Source organism: Nonomuraea sp. NPDC051191 (assembly GCF_044455665.1).
In the GTDB taxonomy this organism is placed as follows: Bacteria; Actinomycetota; Actinomycetes; order Streptosporangiales; family Streptosporangiaceae; genus Nonomuraea.
This window is the reverse complement of sequence record NZ_JBITEZ010000008.1, coordinates 426,592-443,307: the sequence shown is the minus strand read 5'-3', so window position 1 is coordinate 443,307 and position 16,716 is coordinate 426,592. Positions and strand designations below refer to the sequence as shown.

The 16,716-nt window shown below is 72.6% G+C and carries 17 protein-coding genes; 8 read left to right on the top strand and 9 right to left on the bottom strand.

What is annotated here, in order from left to right; translation table 11 throughout:
• The first annotated feature begins 23 nt into the window (after positions 1–23).
• Together ACIA8R_RS25470 and ACIA8R_RS25465 are read left to right on the top strand one after the other, a co-directional pair.
• Positions 24–638: a LysE family translocator gene (locus tag ACIA8R_RS25470; RefSeq protein WP_364086600.1), complete on the top strand. Its 615-nt coding sequence runs from the start codon at positions 24–26 to the stop codon at positions 636–638.
• Between the two features lie 3 nt (positions 639–641).
• Positions 642–1,181 (top strand): TetR/AcrR family transcriptional regulator, encoded by a 540-nt coding sequence (locus tag ACIA8R_RS25465; RefSeq protein WP_397040715.1) that lies wholly within the window; start codon positions 642–644, stop codon positions 1,179–1,181.
• 10 nt (positions 1,182–1,191) lie between these two features.
• Here ACIA8R_RS25465 and ACIA8R_RS25460 read toward each other — a convergent pair whose 3' ends face one another.
• Genes ACIA8R_RS25460 through ACIA8R_RS25435 form a run of 6 tightly spaced genes read right to left on the bottom strand, consistent with a single transcriptional unit; the run spans position 1,192 to position 9,151 of the window.
• On the bottom strand, positions 1,192–2,388 hold the full coding sequence (locus ACIA8R_RS25460) for a hypothetical protein (RefSeq protein ID WP_397040713.1): 1,197 nt from the start codon (positions 2,386–2,388) through the stop codon (positions 1,192–1,194).
• Positions 2,389–2,397: 9 nt separating this feature from the next.
• Entirely contained in the window at positions 2,398–2,778 is a 381-nt protein-coding gene (locus ACIA8R_RS25455; protein ID WP_189649864.1) for a RidA family protein, read from the bottom strand.
• Positions 2,779–2,787: 9 nt separating this feature from the next.
• Positions 2,788–3,864, bottom strand: a complete 1,077-nt coding sequence (locus ACIA8R_RS25450; protein ID WP_364086594.1) for an alanine racemase — start codon at positions 3,862–3,864, stop codon at positions 2,788–2,790.
• 42 nt (positions 3,865–3,906) lie between these two features.
• Positions 3,907–5,436 (bottom strand): amidohydrolase family protein, encoded by a 1,530-nt coding sequence (locus ACIA8R_RS25445; protein ID WP_397040711.1) that lies wholly within the window; start codon positions 5,434–5,436, stop codon positions 3,907–3,909.
• 8 nt (positions 5,437–5,444) lie between these two features.
• Complete coding sequence (locus tag ACIA8R_RS25440) at positions 5,445–8,471, bottom strand: DUF4153 domain-containing protein (protein WP_397040709.1); 3,027 nt, start codon at positions 8,469–8,471, stop codon at positions 5,445–5,447.
• On the bottom strand, positions 8,468–9,151 hold the full coding sequence (locus ACIA8R_RS25435; protein ID WP_397040707.1) for a response regulator transcription factor: 684 nt from the start codon (positions 9,149–9,151) through the stop codon (positions 8,468–8,470). The genes ACIA8R_RS25440 and ACIA8R_RS25435 overlap by 4 nt, the downstream gene beginning before the upstream one ends.
• A gap of 72 nt (positions 9,152–9,223) precedes the next feature.
• Between ACIA8R_RS25435 and ACIA8R_RS25430 the strand changes: the two genes are divergently transcribed.
• The 4 genes from ACIA8R_RS25430 (at position 9,224) to ACIA8R_RS25415 (ending at position 12,903) form a co-directional block, all read left to right on the top strand.
• Positions 9,224–10,078 (top strand): arylamine N-acetyltransferase, encoded by an 855-nt coding sequence (locus ACIA8R_RS25430; RefSeq protein ID WP_397040705.1) that lies wholly within the window; start codon positions 9,224–9,226, stop codon positions 10,076–10,078.
• Between the two features lie 39 nt (positions 10,079–10,117).
• A complete protein-coding gene (locus tag ACIA8R_RS25425) occupies positions 10,118–11,185 on the top strand; it encodes a protein kinase (protein ID WP_397040703.1) in 1,068 nt (355 codons plus the stop codon).
• Positions 11,182–12,606, top strand: a complete 1,425-nt coding sequence (locus tag ACIA8R_RS25420) for a glycosyltransferase family 39 protein (RefSeq protein ID WP_397040701.1) — start codon at positions 11,182–11,184, stop codon at positions 12,604–12,606. Before ACIA8R_RS25425 ends, ACIA8R_RS25420 begins: the two co-directional genes overlap by 4 nt.
• A 105-nt stretch (positions 12,607–12,711) precedes the next feature.
• Positions 12,712–12,903 carry a hypothetical protein gene (locus ACIA8R_RS25415; RefSeq protein WP_364086579.1) on the top strand — a complete coding sequence of 64 codons (192 nt, stop codon included), beginning with the start codon at positions 12,712–12,714 and terminating at the stop codon, positions 12,901–12,903.
• Positions 12,904–12,931: 28 nt separating this feature from the next.
• Here the strand turns inward: ACIA8R_RS25415 and ACIA8R_RS25410 are convergent, their stop codons facing one another.
• Together ACIA8R_RS25410 and ACIA8R_RS25405 are read right to left on the bottom strand one after the other, a co-directional pair.
• Entirely contained in the window at positions 12,932–13,243 is a 312-nt protein-coding gene (locus tag ACIA8R_RS25410) for a DUF3817 domain-containing protein (protein WP_357702871.1), read from the bottom strand.
• Between the two features lie 2 nt (positions 13,244–13,245).
• On the bottom strand, positions 13,246–14,028 hold the full coding sequence (locus ACIA8R_RS25405) for an SURF1 family protein (RefSeq protein WP_397040699.1): 783 nt from the start codon (positions 14,026–14,028) through the stop codon (positions 13,246–13,248).
• Between the two features lie 105 nt (positions 14,029–14,133).
• On the opposite strand from ACIA8R_RS25405, the gene ACIA8R_RS25400 reads away from it, so the two are divergent.
• Positions 14,134–14,307 (top strand): hypothetical protein, encoded by a 174-nt coding sequence (locus tag ACIA8R_RS25400; protein WP_357702875.1) that lies wholly within the window; start codon positions 14,134–14,136, stop codon positions 14,305–14,307.
• A gap of 235 nt (positions 14,308–14,542) precedes the next feature.
• A complete protein-coding gene (locus tag ACIA8R_RS25395; RefSeq protein ID WP_397040759.1) occupies positions 14,543–15,946 on the top strand; it encodes a flavin-containing monooxygenase in 1,404 nt (467 codons plus the stop codon).
• Positions 15,947–15,956: 10 nt separating this feature from the next.
• Here ACIA8R_RS25395 and ACIA8R_RS25390 read toward each other — a convergent pair whose 3' ends face one another.
• The gene (locus ACIA8R_RS25390; RefSeq protein ID WP_397040697.1) at positions 15,957–16,628 is read right to left on the bottom strand and encodes a glycoside hydrolase family 25 protein; all 672 of its coding nucleotides are present in this window, start codon (positions 16,626–16,628) and stop codon (positions 15,957–15,959) included.
• Positions 16,629–16,716 lie beyond the last annotated feature (88 nt).

Genomic DNA, 16,716 nt, shown 5'->3' with positions numbered 1-16,716 from the left:
AAGTCACTCTACGCTGCTCTTTCGTGATCTCCTTGACGACTTTCGCGCTCTTCGTGATGGCCTCGCTCACCCTGGTGATCGTCCCCGGGCCCAACCACCTGTACATCGCCGCCAGGGGCCTGGCCCAGGGCAGGGCGGCCGGGCTGGCCAGCGCGCTCGGCGTCGAGACCGGCACGCTGGTGCACATCGCCGCGGCCGCCGCCGGGCTCTCCTACGTCATCTCGCGGTCGGCGACGCTGTTCGCGGTCGTCAAGTGGGCGGGCGTGGGCTACCTCGTCTACCTGGGCGTGCGCGCCTTCACCGGCAAGGACGCGCAGGCCGGGACGCCGCCCGTGCAGCCGCTGTCCAAGGTGTTCCTCGAAGGGGTCCTGGTCAACGTGCTCAACCCCAAGGTGGCGCTGTTCTTCGTGGCGTTCCTCCCGCAGTTCGTGAACCCCGGCGCCGGCTCGCCGGCGCTCCAGATCGTCGTGTTCGGCCTGACGCTGCTGCTCCTGGGGTTCGCCTCCGACATCGTGTACGCCCTCACCGCCGGCACCCTCGGCGCCCGCCTGACCAGGGCCGCCAAGGCGATGCGGTACGTCAGCGGCGTCGTCTACCTGGGGCTCGGCGTGGCCATGGCGTTCGCCGGGAGAAAATGACCTATGGCGCCGAGGAAGCAGCAGGAGATCTTCGACGCGACGCTGTGGATGGTCGCGGAGAAGGGCTATGACGGGCTGACGGTCGAGGGGGTCGCCGAGCGGTCCGGGGTCAACAAGACGACGATCTACCGGTGGTGGCCGTCGAAGGCGGCGCTGCTCGGGGCCGCGCTGGTCGAGTCCGACGTGCTGGCGTTCGAGCCGCCGGACACCGGGTCGTTCCGGAGTGACCTGGTGGCGCTGGTCGAGCAGGTCGAGCGGCTGCTCACCGAGCCGCCCGGCAGCGACATCGCGGTCGCGGCGCTGGCCGCCGCCGTGCGCCATCCCGAGCTCGACGCCCGCCGGTTCTTCGCCGACCGGTTCGCGCGGGAGCGTGTGGTGTTCGAGCGGGCGGTGCGGCGGGGTGAGCTGAGCGGGTCGGCCGATCCGTTGCTGATCATGGATCTGCTGGCGGGGGCCGTGTGGATGCGCACGGTCCTCCGCGGGATGCCCCTGCCCGACGGCTTCGCGAAGAAGGCCGTCTCAGCCCTGCTCGACACCTTCTGAGCGGGCGGGGTCAGCCGGCGGCGGCGAGGGCGGCCGGGATGCGGTCGAGCACCGGGTGCGGCACCAGGCCGTAGGCGTAGAAGTCGACCGCCAGCGCGCCCGCCGCCTTCGCCCCCCTGGCCTTGGCCACCAGGCGGTCGGTCGAGTCGCTGTCGGGGTAGCCGGGCCGCAGCACCGCCCGCACCTCGCGGTCCTTGCCCACCGACCGCAGGTACGCGCCCACGTCGTCGGCCACCCGCGCCGCGTCCCGCGCGTACGCCAGCACGCCGAAGGCGGGCACCAGGTCGCCCAGCGCCACCAGGTCCACGCCGAGCTGCCAGGCGTCGTGGGCGGCCAGGCCGGGCGTCGGCAGGCCGTCGCGGTAGCCCTTCACCGCTCCGGTGGAGTCGATGAAGACCAGCCTGGAGCCCTCCTCGGCGACCGCCGACGACACCTCGGAGACGAGCGTGGTGACGGTCTCGGAGCGCGCCCGCGCGTACGCCACCACCTCGGGCCCGGCGTAGGCGGTGAGCGCCGCCCTGGTCACCTCGCCCTGCGCGGCCGGGTCGCCGTCGAAGACGCCGCCCACGATCCGCGCGCACTCCTCACGCGCCACCTCGGCGTTCACGCCCAGGTCGGTGGCCCGGCGCATGCAGTAGTCGCAGAAGCAGAGCCCGAACAGGTACGTGTCCATGGGCCCGAGCTGCACGAAGGAGCGCTGCGGCTCGACCGGCGTGAAGTGCAGCGCCTCGGCGACCACGCTGTCGACGCCCAGCCTGGCCACCGCCCTGGCCAGCGCGACGGAGTACTCGCGCACGTCGGGATGGGCCGGGCACAGGTCGATCAGCGAGCCGCGGTCACCGAAGCAGTCGCGGACGGTCACGTCGGGGTGCTCGTTGCCGAGCGTGGCGTTGCGCAGGAAGACCGTCCAGCCGTGGAGCTTCAGGCCGCGTCCGGCGCACGCCTCGCGCAGCCCGTCGAGGGCGTGGACGTGGCCGGGCACGGGAGCGAGCCGGAGCCCGTCGAACAGCCCGGCCGGCGGGGTGAAGTGGGCGCCGTCGTGCCTGACGGTCAGCCTGGACAGTCCGTGCGGGGTGACGTCGCGCGCGGCGTGGTGGACGGCGCCGACCGTGACCCCGCCCACGCCGTACGCGCTGACCCTGTCGAGCACCCGCTCGACGCCCTCACCGTGCAGGTCCTCGGCGAAGACGTATACCGAACTGTCCACGTGCAGACCTTACGCGCTCTTGTGCGCGACGAAGTCGATCTCCACCAGGATGTTCATGAGCTGCGAGCCCACCGTCGTCCGCACCGGGTACGGCTGGGTGAAGTACGACTTGTACACCTCGTTGTAGGCGGCGAAGTCCTCCTTGACGTCCTGGAGGTGGACCGTCGACTTGATGACGTCGTCGAAGCCCAGGCCGTGGGCGGCGAGGATGGCCCCGAGGTTCTTCATGACCTGGTGGGTCTGGGTGGCGACGTCGTCGCCGACGATCTCGCCGGTGTGCGGGTCGAGCGGGCCCATCCCGGAGGTGTAGACGAAGTCGCCCACCACGAGCCCCTGGGAGTAGGCCCCGACCGGAGCGGCGCCCTCGGTGGTCTTGAGCTCTTTCTTCACGAAATCTCCCTAGAAATCGGTGTGTATCGTGCCGACGACACGGTAGTCCCGGTCCACCAACGGCAGAACGCGCCACTTGTCGAAGGCGGTGCACGGATGTGAGATCCCGAAGGCCAGCAGGTCGCCCGGCTTGAGCCCGTCGGCCCGTACGACGGTGTGCTGGTCCTGCATCTTCGTGATCGTGACGCCGTTCCGGCGCGGCACCGGCAGGCCCTCGTCGTAGGGCGCGTCGCGCTTGCCCATGCCCACGACCGCGAGGCCCGGCTCGGGCGTGGACAGCACGTGCGCCCACACCTCAAGGGCCGGTCGCAGCTCGCCCTCGATCCGGTTGAACGGCGTGCGCTCGCGGTAGTAGCCGTCGTCGTGGGTGACGTACGCGCCGCTGCGCAGCAGGATGCGGGCGTGCGTGGTGACCAGCTCGCGCCCGATCACGTCGAACCACTGGCTGCCGCCGATCGTCAGGATCGGGTTGCGGACGCGGACGTGCTCGACGGCCTCCTGAAGCCCGCCCAGGTAACGCCGGACCTCCTCCGCGCTCTTCAGCGCCCCCTCGTACCCGGCGACGCCGGCCAGCTCGACGCCGGGCGTCTCCTGCACGTAGGCGGCCACCTTCAGCAGCTCGTCGAGGGTGCGGCAGCCGGCTCGTCCGCCTTCGTGCCCGAGCTCCACGAGCACCCGGAACGGGCGGGTCGAGGCGTGCCGGGCGAGAATGTCCACCCCGGCCTCGGAGTCGACGAAGCTGAGGAACTCGAAGGCCGGGTCGCGGTCGAGCTCTCCGGCGGCCCATGTCAGCCCGGCGGAGTCGACGATCTGGTTGGCCACCATGATGCGGTCGCCGCCGTAGCCGCGGGCGATCCTGGCCTGCCGGGTCGTCGCGACCGTCAGCCCCCACGCGCCCGCTTCGAGCTGCATGGCGGAGATCTCCGGCGACATGTGGGTCTTGACGTGCGGAGCCAGCTCCATGCCGTGGTCGCGGGCGAACGCCGCCATCGTGGCCACGTTGTGCTCCAGCGCGTCGCGGTGCACGATCATCAGCGGAAAGCCGAGCTCGCCGTCGAGGACCGACTGCCCAAGGATTACCTGCACGACACCCCCCTTTATCCGCGTCTGACCTTATCCCAGGCGGGATCAGCGTGATCGAAGTGCCCGTCCCGGACGGGCCCCGGTCAGCTCGCCCCCGGCCAGCACCCGTACGCCGGACACGAGCACGTCGTCGACGCCGTGCGCCGGGCTGCGCGGATCGGCATACGTCGCCCGGTCGGACACCGTGAGCGGATCGAACACCACCAGGTCGGCGACGCACCCGCCGCGCACCAGCCCGCGCCGGTCGAGCCCGAACCGCCGGGCCGGGTGGGAGGCCAGGTGCACGACCGCCTGCTCCCACGTCCAGTCGCCCAGCTCGCGGACGTGCCGGCCGAGGAACCTGGCGAAGGCCCCGAACCCGCGCGGATGCGGATGACCGCCCACGTAGATGCCGTCGGAGCCGCCGGTGTGGGACGGATGGCGCAGGATCCGGCGTACCGACTCCTCACCCGCGGGGCCCTCGTCGGGACGCGCGGAGACGCACCCGGCCTCCAGCCGCGTCTCCACCAGCAGGTGGCGGCAGAACGCGGCGGGCGTCATGCCGGCCCGCGCGGCGGCGTCCGGCAGGGCGAGCCCCTCGGCCCATTCCAGGCCGGGCGCGTGGGAGACGGTCAGCCGGGGGTAGACGTCGCCGAGCCCGGCCCACCAGTCGTCCAGCTCGGGCGAGGTGATCATCTCCAGCGCCGCGTCGGTCTCGGCGCCCGGCACGGACGGCGGCAGCACCACCATGGCCAGGATCGTGCTGCCGCGCAGGTAGGGGTAGGTGTCGAAGGTGAGGTCGACGCCCTCGTCGTGGGCCCTGCCGACCAGCGGCAGCAGCACGTCGGCCGGCCCGTGCAGATGGGAGACGTGCACGGCCGCGCCGGAACGCCCGGCGATGTCCACGACCTCCGCCATGCCGACCCCGGCGTTCACGCCGTAGGCCCGCATGTGGGTGACGTACGGCAGGCCGCCGAGCGGCGCGCACAGGGCGGCCAGCTCCGCGGCGTCGGCGTAGCGGCCCGGCAGGTACTCCAGCCCGCTGGACAGCCCGACCGCGCCCTCGGACAGGCCGCGCTCGACCCGCTCGACCATCGCGGCCAGCTCCGCCCGCGAGGCCTGCTCCGGCGAGGCCCCCAGGACGTCGTAGCGGATCGTGCCGTGCGGCAGCAGGTAGGCCGTGTTCAGCGCCACCACGCGGTCGTAGCCGTCGAGCAGCTCGGCCACGCTCAGCGGGCCCTCGTGCAGGGCGCCGTTGACGGCGGCGAAGTAGCGGGAGGCGTAGGCGACGGTCTCGGCCGACCCCGGCGCGAAGGACAGACCATCCTGTCCCAGGACGAACGTGGTCACCCCCTGCCGCAGCGCCGCGAGCTGCACGGCCGGGTCGAACACGGCGGCGTCGCCGTGGGCGTGGCAGTCGACGAAGCCGGGCGCGACGAACCGCCCGGTCGCGTCGATCACCGTCTCCGCCTGCGCGCCGTCCAGCCTGCCGACCGCCGCGACCTCGTCGCCCGCGATCCCCACATCCGCCCGGTACGGCGGCGCGCCCGTGCCGTCGAGCACCCGGCCGCCGCTGATGACTACGTCGAACCTCACACCAAGATTCAATCAGAGCCGCGCGAGGACGCCGATGGGCACGGTGACCAGCGGTCTACGGGCCGCTCGGCCAGCAGGTCCCTGGCCCGGGCGCGGGCGAGGTTCCAGCCGTTCCACGGGTCGGCGCGGTCGAGCCCGTTGGCGCGGACCACGTCGGCGAGCACGCAACTGCGCTGCGGCTCGGGCAGCCGGTCGATCGCGGGCACGGCCTCCGCGCCGAGGTCGCCCAGGTAGTCGGAGTCCATGTTGGTCACGCCGCGCACCTCGACCTGGGTCTGCGCGACCTGGAGGTCGGGGTTCACCAGCGAGAACACGCCCAGGCCGAGCCCGGTGACCAGGACGACCGTGCGCGGCAGCCAGCCGGAGCCGCGGCCCGCCAGGCGTGCCGCGCCGGCCAGCAGCACGAGCGCGAACAACGCGCCCAGCCACCACACGGTCGCCTGGACGGAGATCCGCAACCGTGACAGGCCGTAGGCGTCGGTGTAGAGGTTCATCCGGTGCAGGGCCGAGGCCAGCACCACCATGGTCAGGCCGCACAGCACGCCGAGCACGACGGCCAGCAGCCAGCGCTCGCCGCGCTCGGTCCGCAGCAGCCCCCCGGCCACCGCGACGATGCCGAGCACGAACACGCTGACCACCACGAGCTGGAAGAACCCCTGCCTGGCGTACTCGGCGTAGGTCAGGCCGGCCGTCCGCAGCACCCAGTCGGCGCCGCCGAACAGCGCCCTGATCTGGACCGCCACGAACGCCGAGAACAGCAGGTTCACCGAGACCAGCGGCACCAGCCACACGCTCCTGCTCACGCCGAACTTGTGCGCGGGACCGACCGGGTCGATCACCGGCCGCAGCGCGACCAGCACCGTGGCGGCCAGCAGCACGGCGACGAACCCGAAGACGAAGATCCGCGAAGGCACCGAGTCGGCCCAGGCCGGGGTGCTGGTCAGGCGCTCGACGTACGCGGCGAACACCGCGTCGGCCGAGGCGAACAGCAGCCCGAACACCAGCACCAGCACGACCGTGATGCCGAGCCCCGCGAGCACCGGCATGATCCGCCGCCTGGCGGTCAGCTTCCTGATCGGCCCGGCGAGGAACCACGGCACCGGACCGAGCGCGAGCACCACGGACACGCCGCCCCTGATCACGCCGAGCCATCCCGCCCCCGCGCCGGACACCGCCAGCGCGCCCAGCCCGGCCCCCGCCACGAGCAGGATCGCGACCAGCCAGTCCGCGTCGCGCACGGCCGCCATGGAGATCAGCCAGTACGCCGTCACCCCGAACGCCAGCGTCCAGGGGGTCATCCTGCGCAGCACGGCCGGCAGCGCCGCCGCGCCGAGCACCATGGCCACGAGCACGATGCCCAGCCCCACCTGGGCCTCGGGCAGCGCCACGGCGGCGAACACGCCCGCGCCCGCGGCGGCCGACAGCAGCCAGCGTGGCGCGACGGGCAGCTCGGGCCTGGGGAAGAGCGGCGGCGGCACGTACGCCGGCCCGCCCCCGCCCGGCCCCCGCCCCGCCACCTGGTACGCGGCCTGGTACGCCGCCGCCCTGCGCCCCGACCCCGCGCCCAGCGCCATTCCGAGCGCGCCGCCCAGCGCGGTCACCATGACCAGCGTGACGAGCGCGAGGCCGTCGCCGACGGTCACCGAGGCCAGCACGGCCGCGAACAGCCCGCCCAGGAAGCCGACCACGACCCCGAGCACCCCGCCCCCGACCATCCTGGCGAGCCCCCCGCTCCCCGCCTGGTTCACGGGCGGAACCGGGGCTCCCGCAGGCATCCCCGCCCCGGCCCCCACGAGGGTGCCGGCCCCTGGTGCCGTCGCGTCCGGGGGGAGCGGCGCCGGGTCCCCGGCGGCGCCCGGTCCGGCGGGCGGCTGCGGGCCCGCCCCGCCCGGGGTCGCCGGGCCAGGGCCCGCCGTGCCAAGGGGCGCGGGGGGCGGAGGCGGGCCGTCCTCGGCCGCGGGGAGCGCGTCGCCCAGGGGAGGCGCGTCCGCCGGACGGCCCTCGTGCACCCTGTTCGCCCCCTTGTCGAACGGTGTCTCCGTCATCGTCGTCCTTCCTGGTAAGTCGACGACCATGCGGCACCCCGCGCAGTCGTCGATGCGGATCGACCCCCCGTGCAGCTCCACGACCTCCTTGACGATCGCCAGCCCCAGCCCCGCGCCCCCGGAGTCGGCCGCCCGCCCCGCGTCCAGCCGGAAGAACCGTTCGAACACCCGTCCCCTGGCCGCCTCCGGGATGCCCGGCCCCTGGTCGGCCACCACCATCCGCGCCCCGTCCCGCCCGGCCGAGCACGTCACCGTCACCACGCCCCCGGAAGGGCTGTGCCGTACGGCGTTGTCCAGCAGGTTCGCCAGCACCTGCGCCAGCAGGTCGGGATCGGCCCGCACCGCCGGCCCGCCGGGCGCCGACGCCGTGATCGTGACGTCCTCGCGCGCCAGCGACGCCTCCCGCACGGCCTGCTCGACCAGCGGCGCCAGCTCGACGGCCTCGGGCTCGATCAGCCGTACGCCCGAGTCGAGCCTGGACAGGTCGAGGAGCTGGGCGACCAGGCGGCCGAGCCGTTCGGTCTGGGCGAGCGCGGTCCTCATGGTGACCGGGTCGGGCGCGGAGACGCCGTCCACGACGTTCTCCAGCACCGCGCGCAGGCCGGTGATGGGGGTGCGCAGCTCGTGGCTGACGTTCGCGACGAGCTCGCGCCGCTGCCGGTCCACCGCGCCGAGGTCGGCGGCCATCGCGTTGAACGCCCTGGCCAGCTCGCCCACCTCGTCCCGTGAGGTGGCGCTGACCCGCAGGCCGTAGCTGCCCTTGGCGATGGTCTGGGCGGCTCTGGCCATCTGGCGCAGCGGCTTGGTCATGCCCATGGCCAGCACCTGGACCATGATCAACGCGAGGATGACCGCGACCACGATGCGGACGTCCCGGGTGAACCCGGCGTTGAGCCCCACCTCGTTCACCACGAACGCGGTGCCCACCGCCAGCACGATGACGATGCCGAGCTTGACCTTGATGCGGCCGAGGAAGTCGAGCGGCCTCATTGCCGGACCAGGGCGTAGCCCACACCGTGGACGGTACGCACCACGTCGGAGCCCAGCTTGCGGCGCAGCGCGCGGACGTGGCTGTCCACGGTCCTGGTCGCGGCGGCCTCGGAGAAGCCCCACACGTCCGACAGCAGCCGGTCGCGCTCGAAGACCTGCCCGGGGCGCTCGGCCAGCCGTCGCAGCAGGTCGAACTCGGTCCTGGTGAGCTGGGCCTCGACCCCCCGGACGAACACCCGGCGCGCGGCCGTGTCGATCTCCACCTCGCCCACCCTGATCACCGTGTCCTCGACCGCGAGCTGGGCGGCCCGCTCGACCCGGCGCAGCAGCGCGTGGATCCTGGCCACCAGCTCGCGCATGCTGAACGGCTTGGCCAGGTAGTCGTCGGCCCCCACCCCCAGCCCGACCAGCACGTCGGTCTCCTCGCCGAGCGCGGTCAGCATGAGGACGGGTACCGGGCGCGCCGCCTGCATCCTGCGGCACACCTCCAGCCCGTCCAGACCGGGCAACAGCCGGTCGAGGATCACCAGGTCGGGCTCCGCCTTCCCGTACTGGACCAGGGCGTCGTGCCCGTCGCCCGCCACCCGGACGTCGAAGCCCTCGGCGGCCAGCCTGTTCCGTACGGCCAGGGCGATCGTCACATCGTCCTCGACCACGAGGACGCACCGCTGCTCTGCCACGTACGAAAGAGTAGAAGTGCGCCGTGCAGACGACACTCCATAATTTGTGCACATCTGGTGCAGACTTGGCCGGTGAACACCGCTGGCTACCTCAGCCGTCTGGGCCTGTCCCGCCTGATCGACGCCCCCGCGAGCGCCGAGGGCCTGCGCGCGCTCCACGTCGCGCACGTCGAGAGGGTCGCCTACGAGGCGCTGGAGATCTGGCTGAACCGTCCCACCTCCCTTGATCCCGTCGAGTCCGCCGAGCGCATCATCAGGGGGCGCGGCGGCTACTGCTACCACCTGAACGGCGCCTTCTCCGAGCTGATCAGGAACCTCGGCTACGACGTCACCAGGCACGTCGGCGGCGTGCAGAACCCCGGCAGCGAGCCCGGCGTCACCGGCAACCACCTGGTGCTGACCGTGCGCGGCCTGCCCAGCGAGGACAACCCGGGCGGCGAGTGGCTGGCCGACCTCGGGCTCGGGGACGGCCTGCACGAGCCGCTGCCGCTGGTCGCGGGCGCGTACCGGCAGGGGCCGTTCACGTACGCCCTGCGGCCGTCGGAGGTCGCGCCCGGCGGGTGGCGGTTCGACCACGATCCGAGTGGTTCGTTCGTGGGCATGGATTTCGAGCGGACCTCCACAGACATGTCCGCGTTCGCTGATATGCACAACCATTTGTCGACGTCACCGTCGTCGGGGTTCGTGCGCACGGCCGTGGTCCAACGGCGGGACGCCTCCGGTGTGGACTCGCTGCGCGGGCTCGTCCTGTCCCGCGTCGGCGCCGGCAGCCACTCGATCACCCTGGACACGGCGCGCGACTACTACGCCGCGCTCGCCGACGTGTTCCGGCTGACCTTCGACGACCTGGGCACCCACGACGCCGAAGGGCTCTGGAGCAGGCTGAACGACGCCCACGAGGCGTGGCTGACCGGCAGGACCGCGTGATGGCCGGGCAGTGCGGGCGAGCGCTATCGTGCACTCGACATGGCTGAGACCAGGAAGCTCGCCGGGCGCTATCGGCTGCTCAACCCCCTGGGCGCGGGGTCCGTACGGCTGGCCTTCGACGAGACGGAACACCGCGACGTCGCGGTCAGGGAGCTGCGCATCCCGCCCGAGCTCCGCGAGTCCGCCCTGCACGAGGCGCGCAGGGCCGCCGGGTTGCGGCACGCCTCCATCGCCCGGGTGCTCGGCGTGCTGGTCGAGGACCGGGTGCCGTGGCTGGTCATGGAGTTCGTCTCGGGCGTGTCCCTGGAGCAGGCCGTACGCGGGCGGCAGCCGCTGCCCGTCGTCCAGGTGGCCAGGATGGGCGTCTGCGTGTTGTCGGCGCTGGACGCCGCGCACGCGGCCGGGATCGTCCATGGGCAGGTCAGCCCCGGGAACGTGCTGCTGACCAGCACCGGAAGGGCGGTGCTCACCGGGTTCGGGGTGCCGAGCCTGAGCATGCGGCCCTCGGCCGACCTGTGGTCGCTGGCGGCCACGCTGCACTTCGCCGTGGAGGGCCGCCCGCCCGGCCAGGTGCCCGCCGAGGGCGCCGACCCGCTCAGGTCGCTGATCCGGGCCATGTTGCATCCCGCCGGATCGCCGCCGGTGGAGGTGGTGCGCGAGACGCTGGAGCGGCTGGCCGTGGACCAGCCGCTCGACCAGGTCGTCCACGCCCTTGGACCGCTCCCGCCCGCCGAGGTGGCCGAGATCGGGCTCGCCGTGCTCGACCAGCTCCAGGCCAGGGGCGGCCACCACGGGGCGGTGCAGCCGGGCGGCATCCTCATCTCCGACCAGGGGCGGGCCACGCTGGTCGCCCCGCTGCGGTCGGCCACCGTCCCGGCGTACACGGCTCCGGAGGGGGGCGCGGGCCCGGCCGCCGACCTGTGGTCCCTGGGCGCGACGCTCTTCATGGCCGTGGAAGGTGTGCCGCCCGCGCCGGGGGCGTCGCTGGCGCGGGCGGGGGCGCTGGCTCCCGTCCTGGTCCGCCTCCTGTCCGGCGTCCCGGCCGACCGTCCCACCCCCGAGGCCCTCCGTCAGCAGCTCCTCGCGGTCATGGGCCCGCGCCGATGACCGGCGCGACCGTCCTGCCGCGTCAGGCCGAGGCCGGAGCCGCCGGGCGGGGCGCCGGCCGGTGGTGGCCCGCCGGGCCCGCGCTCGTCGCCGCGGTGGCCGGGTTCTGGGGGCTCCCGGTGCCGTCGCTGTGGCGGGACGAGTCGGTCAGCGCGCTGGTCGCGCGCATGTCTTTCGACGAGCTGCGCCGCTTCCTCGCCGACCTCGACGCCGTCCACGCCCTCTACTACCTCCTCCTGCGGCCCTTCGCCGCCCTTCCCTGGCCGCCGGAGATCGCCGTCCGCCTGCCCTCGGTGCTCGCCTTCGTGGCCGCCGCCTACGGGGTCGCGGCCCTGGGCCGCCGCCTGGCCGGCACCGCCGCCGGCCTGTACGCCGGTCTCCTGTACGCCCTCACCCCCATGGCCGCCCGGTACGCCCAGGAGGCCCGCTCGTACGCCCTGGTGAGCGCGGTCGCCGTGCTGGCGACGTGGCTGCTGGTCAGGCTGCTCGACCGTCCCGGCCGGGCCGCCCTCGTGGCCTACGGCGCGAGCGTGGCCCTGCTCGGCTGGCTGCACCTGTACGCGCTGCTCCTCGTCCCCGCCCACCTGCTCACCGCCTGGTTGCCGGTGCTCCGCCGCACGCTCGCCGCGAACCCGGCGCCCGCCGTCGTGCGCTCGCTGGTCGCCGTGGGGGCGGCGGGGGTGGCGCTCGTCCCGCTCCTCGCCCTGGCCGCCGGTCAGCGGGACGCCCAGGTGTTCTGGCTCAGGTCACCGGGCTGGGCCGAGCTGGCCGCCTTCCCCGGCGAGGTCGCGGGGGCGGGCGCGGCCGTGCTGTTCGCCGCCGCCCTGTGGGGGGCCGTACGCGCCCCGGCGGTGGCGGTGTGGGCGGCGTCGCCGGTGGCGCTCTCGTTCGCGATCTCCCAGGTCCAGCCGGTCTACCATCCGCGTTACGTGCTCTTCGCGGTCCCGCTGCTCGCTCTGCTGGCCGGGATCGGCCTGGCCGGGGTGCGGTGGCGTCCCGTGGCGGTCGCCGCGCTGGCCCTGTACGCCGTGCTCGTCCTGCCCGCGCAGGTGGCGATGAGGCAGCCCGCCGCCCGTCCCGACGACCTGCGCACGCTGGCCGCCGCGCTGGCCGCGGAGGAGCGTCCGGGGGACCGGGTGTTGTTCGTGCCGCAGCGCTTCCGGCTGTTCGTGGCCGTGTACGGCACCCCGTACGACCGCCTGACGGACCTCACCCGCGCGCCCAGCGCGCCCGGCCCGCGGACGGCCGACGAACTGGACGCGGCGCTGAAGGGCGTCGACCGGGTCTGGCTCATCTCCCCCAGGATCGGGACGAAGTACGCCGACGACGAGCGCTACCGCACCCTGAAAAGAACGCTCGTACCAGGACAGACACGCACCTACGGCTCGATCCACCTGACCCTCTGGTCCCGCAACAATTGAGATACATCGCGTCCTGGAACCCAGGGCACGGGTCCACTCGTTGGAAGGGCGACGCAGAATGTGGGAGAGGCGGGGCACGGGCTCCGCGTTCGGAGGAAGCCAGGGATGTCGCCAGTTCAGAAGTACGTCATCGGCGCAGGCGCCGCGGTTCTGCTCTCGCTGATCTTCTTGCCGGGCTGGATCACGCTGCTGGTGGTCCTCGGCGCGGTCGCGGCGCCGGTGGTCGGCTACCTCATGCTCGACCCGTCGCAGCGCGAGCGGCTCAAGCGGGCCCGCAGGCGCGGGATCGGCAGCTGAGGCCCGCGAGCCGCGGCGGGGGCCGTCGTCAGGCCCTCGCCGCGCTCAGCTCGGTGCGCACCCGGCTGTGCACCCGGCGCTCCACGTAGAACGACAGGAACGGGATCGTGCCGCCGAGCATGACCCCGAGCATGTAGGGCCAGCTCCAGCGCGCCTTCATGCCCAGGTTCATCACGGTGATGAGGTAGATCATGTAGAGGCCGCCGTGGATGGGCGCGATGATCTTGGACATCTCCGCGGCGCCGAAGCCGTAGCGCAGCACCATGGCGACGCACAGGATGAGCAGCATGACGCCGACCACGTAGGCGAGCACCCGGAAGGGCTTGAGAGCCGATTCCACCGTTAACCTTCCAGAACCATCTCGGGGGACTTGTCGCGGTCCCGATCCGCCCGTACGGCGTCGCGTACGAAGTGGAACCACATGAAGACGGCGAATCCAGCGAAGATCCACCAATTTGCGGCATATGCCAGATTACGCCAGGTCAGTGTGCCACCGACCTCCGGCGGCCGGATCTTGACCTGCCCGAGCGAGCCGGACGGCGGCTGCGCCACCATGAAGCCGGTCCGCAGCTTCTGGCCGGTCCACAGGTTGATCAGCTCTCCGGTGGACACCGTCTGGACCTGACCAGGAGGCAGCCCCTCCACCCGCCGCTGGACGCTGTCGGTGCCCTGCTGGCCGCGCAGCCGCCCGATCACCGCGACCCGGCCCTCGGGCACGACGGAAACGCCCGGGTCGTCCGCCTTGGCCGCCCAGCCGCGCACGACCGGCATCAGCGTGCCGTCGTCGAGCCTGATCGGGGTGAGCACCCAGTAGCCGTGGTCGCGCGAGACGTTGCCACCGGGGGCGTCGACGTCGGGGCGGCGGTCGGCGACCAGGAGCTGGCGCGCGGCCTCGTACGTGCCCTCAGCCGTGACCCTGCGGCCGACGGCCTCGCCGTCCATCTGCCCGCCCACGGGAGCCAGCGTGGCGACCCCCACGGGGGCCGGGTCGACGGCGGCGTGCGGCCTGCCGGAGTCCTGGAACACACCGAGCTGCCAGCGGCCGAGCAGGATGAACGCGATCAGGACCCCGATCGTCAGCAGATGCAGCCCCACGACGCGGGGTGAGAGCAGGGTCCGGAGCATGACTCAAAGCTATCCGCCGGGTGGAGTGGTCCCCTCATCAGCCCATGCCTATAGATAGTGGCAAAGGGTGCAAATGGACCATGTCATCACGCTAGGCTGCTGGCCATGTCTGACCAGCATATCGACCCGGCGGGCAACACCCAGCAGTTCCGCGCCTTCGCGCAGCGCCAGGAGCAGGAAGCCGAGGCGGCTCCCAAGAAGTCGCCGCTGCTGCCGATCCTGGCGGTCGCCGTGGTGATCGTGATCATCGGCGTCGCCGCCTTCCTGCTGCTCCGCTAGCACACAACCCCATACGGACCACCCACCCGCCCCGACGCCGTGGCGGGTCTTCGTCGTTTCCGCACAGTCGTTTCCGCACAGGCCGGGCGTACCGCCTCCCTGGACCGGCGGTGGCCGGCCGACTACATTGGACGATACGTCCAATACATCGGCCCGCGGTGGTCGCGGTCGTCGTGGAGGTTCAGTGGCCGAGCCAGGATTGGTGATCGTCGGCACCGGCTTCGCCGGGATCGGCATGGCGATCAAGCTCAAGGAGGCGGGCTACCACGACTTCGTGATCCTGGAGAAGGCCGCCGACCTCGGGGGCACCTGGCGGGACAACACCTACCCCGGGTGCGCGTGCGACGTGCCGTCGCACATGTACTCCTACTCGTACGAGCTGAATCCCGGATGGTCGCGGATGTTCGCCCCGCAGGCCGAGATCTGGGACTACCTGCGCACGTGCGCGGACAAGTACGGAGTAACGCCCCACATCCGCTACAACAAGCACGTCACGGCCCTGGAGTACGACGACGACCACCGAGGCTGGTCGGTCACCACGGACGACGGCGCCACCATCCGGACGAACGCGGTCGTCTCCGGCATCGGCGCCCTCCATATCCCGAAATTTCCGGCAATTGTGGGGAGGGAGTCCTTCGCCGGCCCCTCCTTCCACTCCGCCGAATGGGACCACTCGGTCGATCTCACCGGCAAGCGCGTCGCGGTCGTCGGCACCGGCGCCTCCGCCGTGCAGTTCGTCCCCCGGATCGCCCCACAGGCGCGCGAGCTGACCGTCTTCCAGCGCACGCCGCCGTGGATCCACCCCAAGCCCGACCTCACCTTCTCCCCCGCCGCCCGGCGGGTCCTGCGCCTGCCCGGCATGGCCCGGGCCCTGCGCGGCGGCATCTACTGGGCGCTGGAGAGCCGGGCGCTCGGCTTCGCGGTGCACCCGTGCCTGATGAAGCCGCACGAGTCGCTGGCGCTCAGGCACCTGGCGGCCCAGGTGCCCGATCCGGACCTGCGCAGGAAGCTGACGCCCGACTACACGATCGGCTGCAAGCGCCTGCTCGTCTCCAGCGACTACTACCCGGCCCTGACCAGGCCCGACGTCACCCTCGTCACCGACGGCATCGCCGAGATCCGGCCCCGCTCGATCGTGACCGCGACCGGCGAGGAGCACGAGGTGGACGTGATCGTCTACGGCACCGGCTTCAAGGTCGTGGACGCCCTCCAGACCCAGCGCATCACCGGCCGGAACGGCCTGAAGCTCCAGGACGCCTGGCAGGACGGCATCGAGACCTACCTCGGCATCACGGCCTCCGGCTTCCCCAACCTGTTCTTCCTGCTCGGCCCGAACACCGGCCTCGGCCACCACTCGGTCGTCTTCATGATCGAGTCGCAGGTGCGCCACGTCGTCGAGTGCCTGCGCCTGCTGTCCAGGACCGGGGCCAGGGCGGTGGACGTCAGGAAGGACGTCCAGGACGCCTTCAACCGCCGGCTGCGCGCCCGCCTGGACCCGCTCGTGTGGAACGCAGGCGGCTGCACCTCCTGGTACCTGGACGAGCACGGAGTGAACCGGACGATCTGGCCGGGCTTCACCTTCGAGTACTGGGCCCGTACGCGGAAGGTGCGCCCGGCGGCGTACGAGCTCATCTACTGAGGACGGCGGGTCACCTGCGGCCCAGCGCCTTGAGCTGGACGGGGGTGAGGGCGGAGACGTTCTGGTCCACCGGCGCGTCGGCGTACTGGTGGATGGTCCAGGTCTTCCAGTCGGCGGGGGCGGTCACCTGGCCGGGGCCCTGGCCGTAGCGGGCCACCCACAGCGGGTACTGCTGCAGGCCGTGGCCGTACTCGTCGGCGAAGTTCCAGCCGCTGTAGAACAGCGGCGTGATGCCCGTCCTGGCCTGGACGTGCGCCAGCCACTTCTTGGCCCAGGCGTTGACCGCGGTCACGGACTGGCCGTCGGTGGTCTCCAGGTCGAGCGCGAGCAGGTCGCCCTTGGCGGCCGGCTGCCGGTTCACCACGGACAGGAAGTGGTCGGCCTCGGCGATCGGGTCGTTGGACGGGTGCCCGTAGTGGTAGGCGCCCCGCACCTTGCCCTTCGTGCCCAGGTCGGCCCAGTGGCGGGCGAAGGAGGCGTCCACGTGGGTGGCGCCCTCGGTGGCCTTGACGATGCCGAACGAGGCGCCGCTGGCGGCCCAGTCGTGGTCCGGCTGGTAGCTGGAGACGTCCTGGCCGTAGGTGAGGCCGTCGGCGTGGGCCGGGGCGGACGTCAGGCCGAGGGCCGACACGGCGGCGGTGGCGGCCAGCAGGGCGGTCGCGTACAGCTTCTTGGCGTTCACAGGGTTCCTCCTGAGGGCAGGCCGGGGCAGCCCACGGATGTCTCTCGGGATCCGGCTCGAACGACGGCGGCTGAATGAGGGTGCGGCC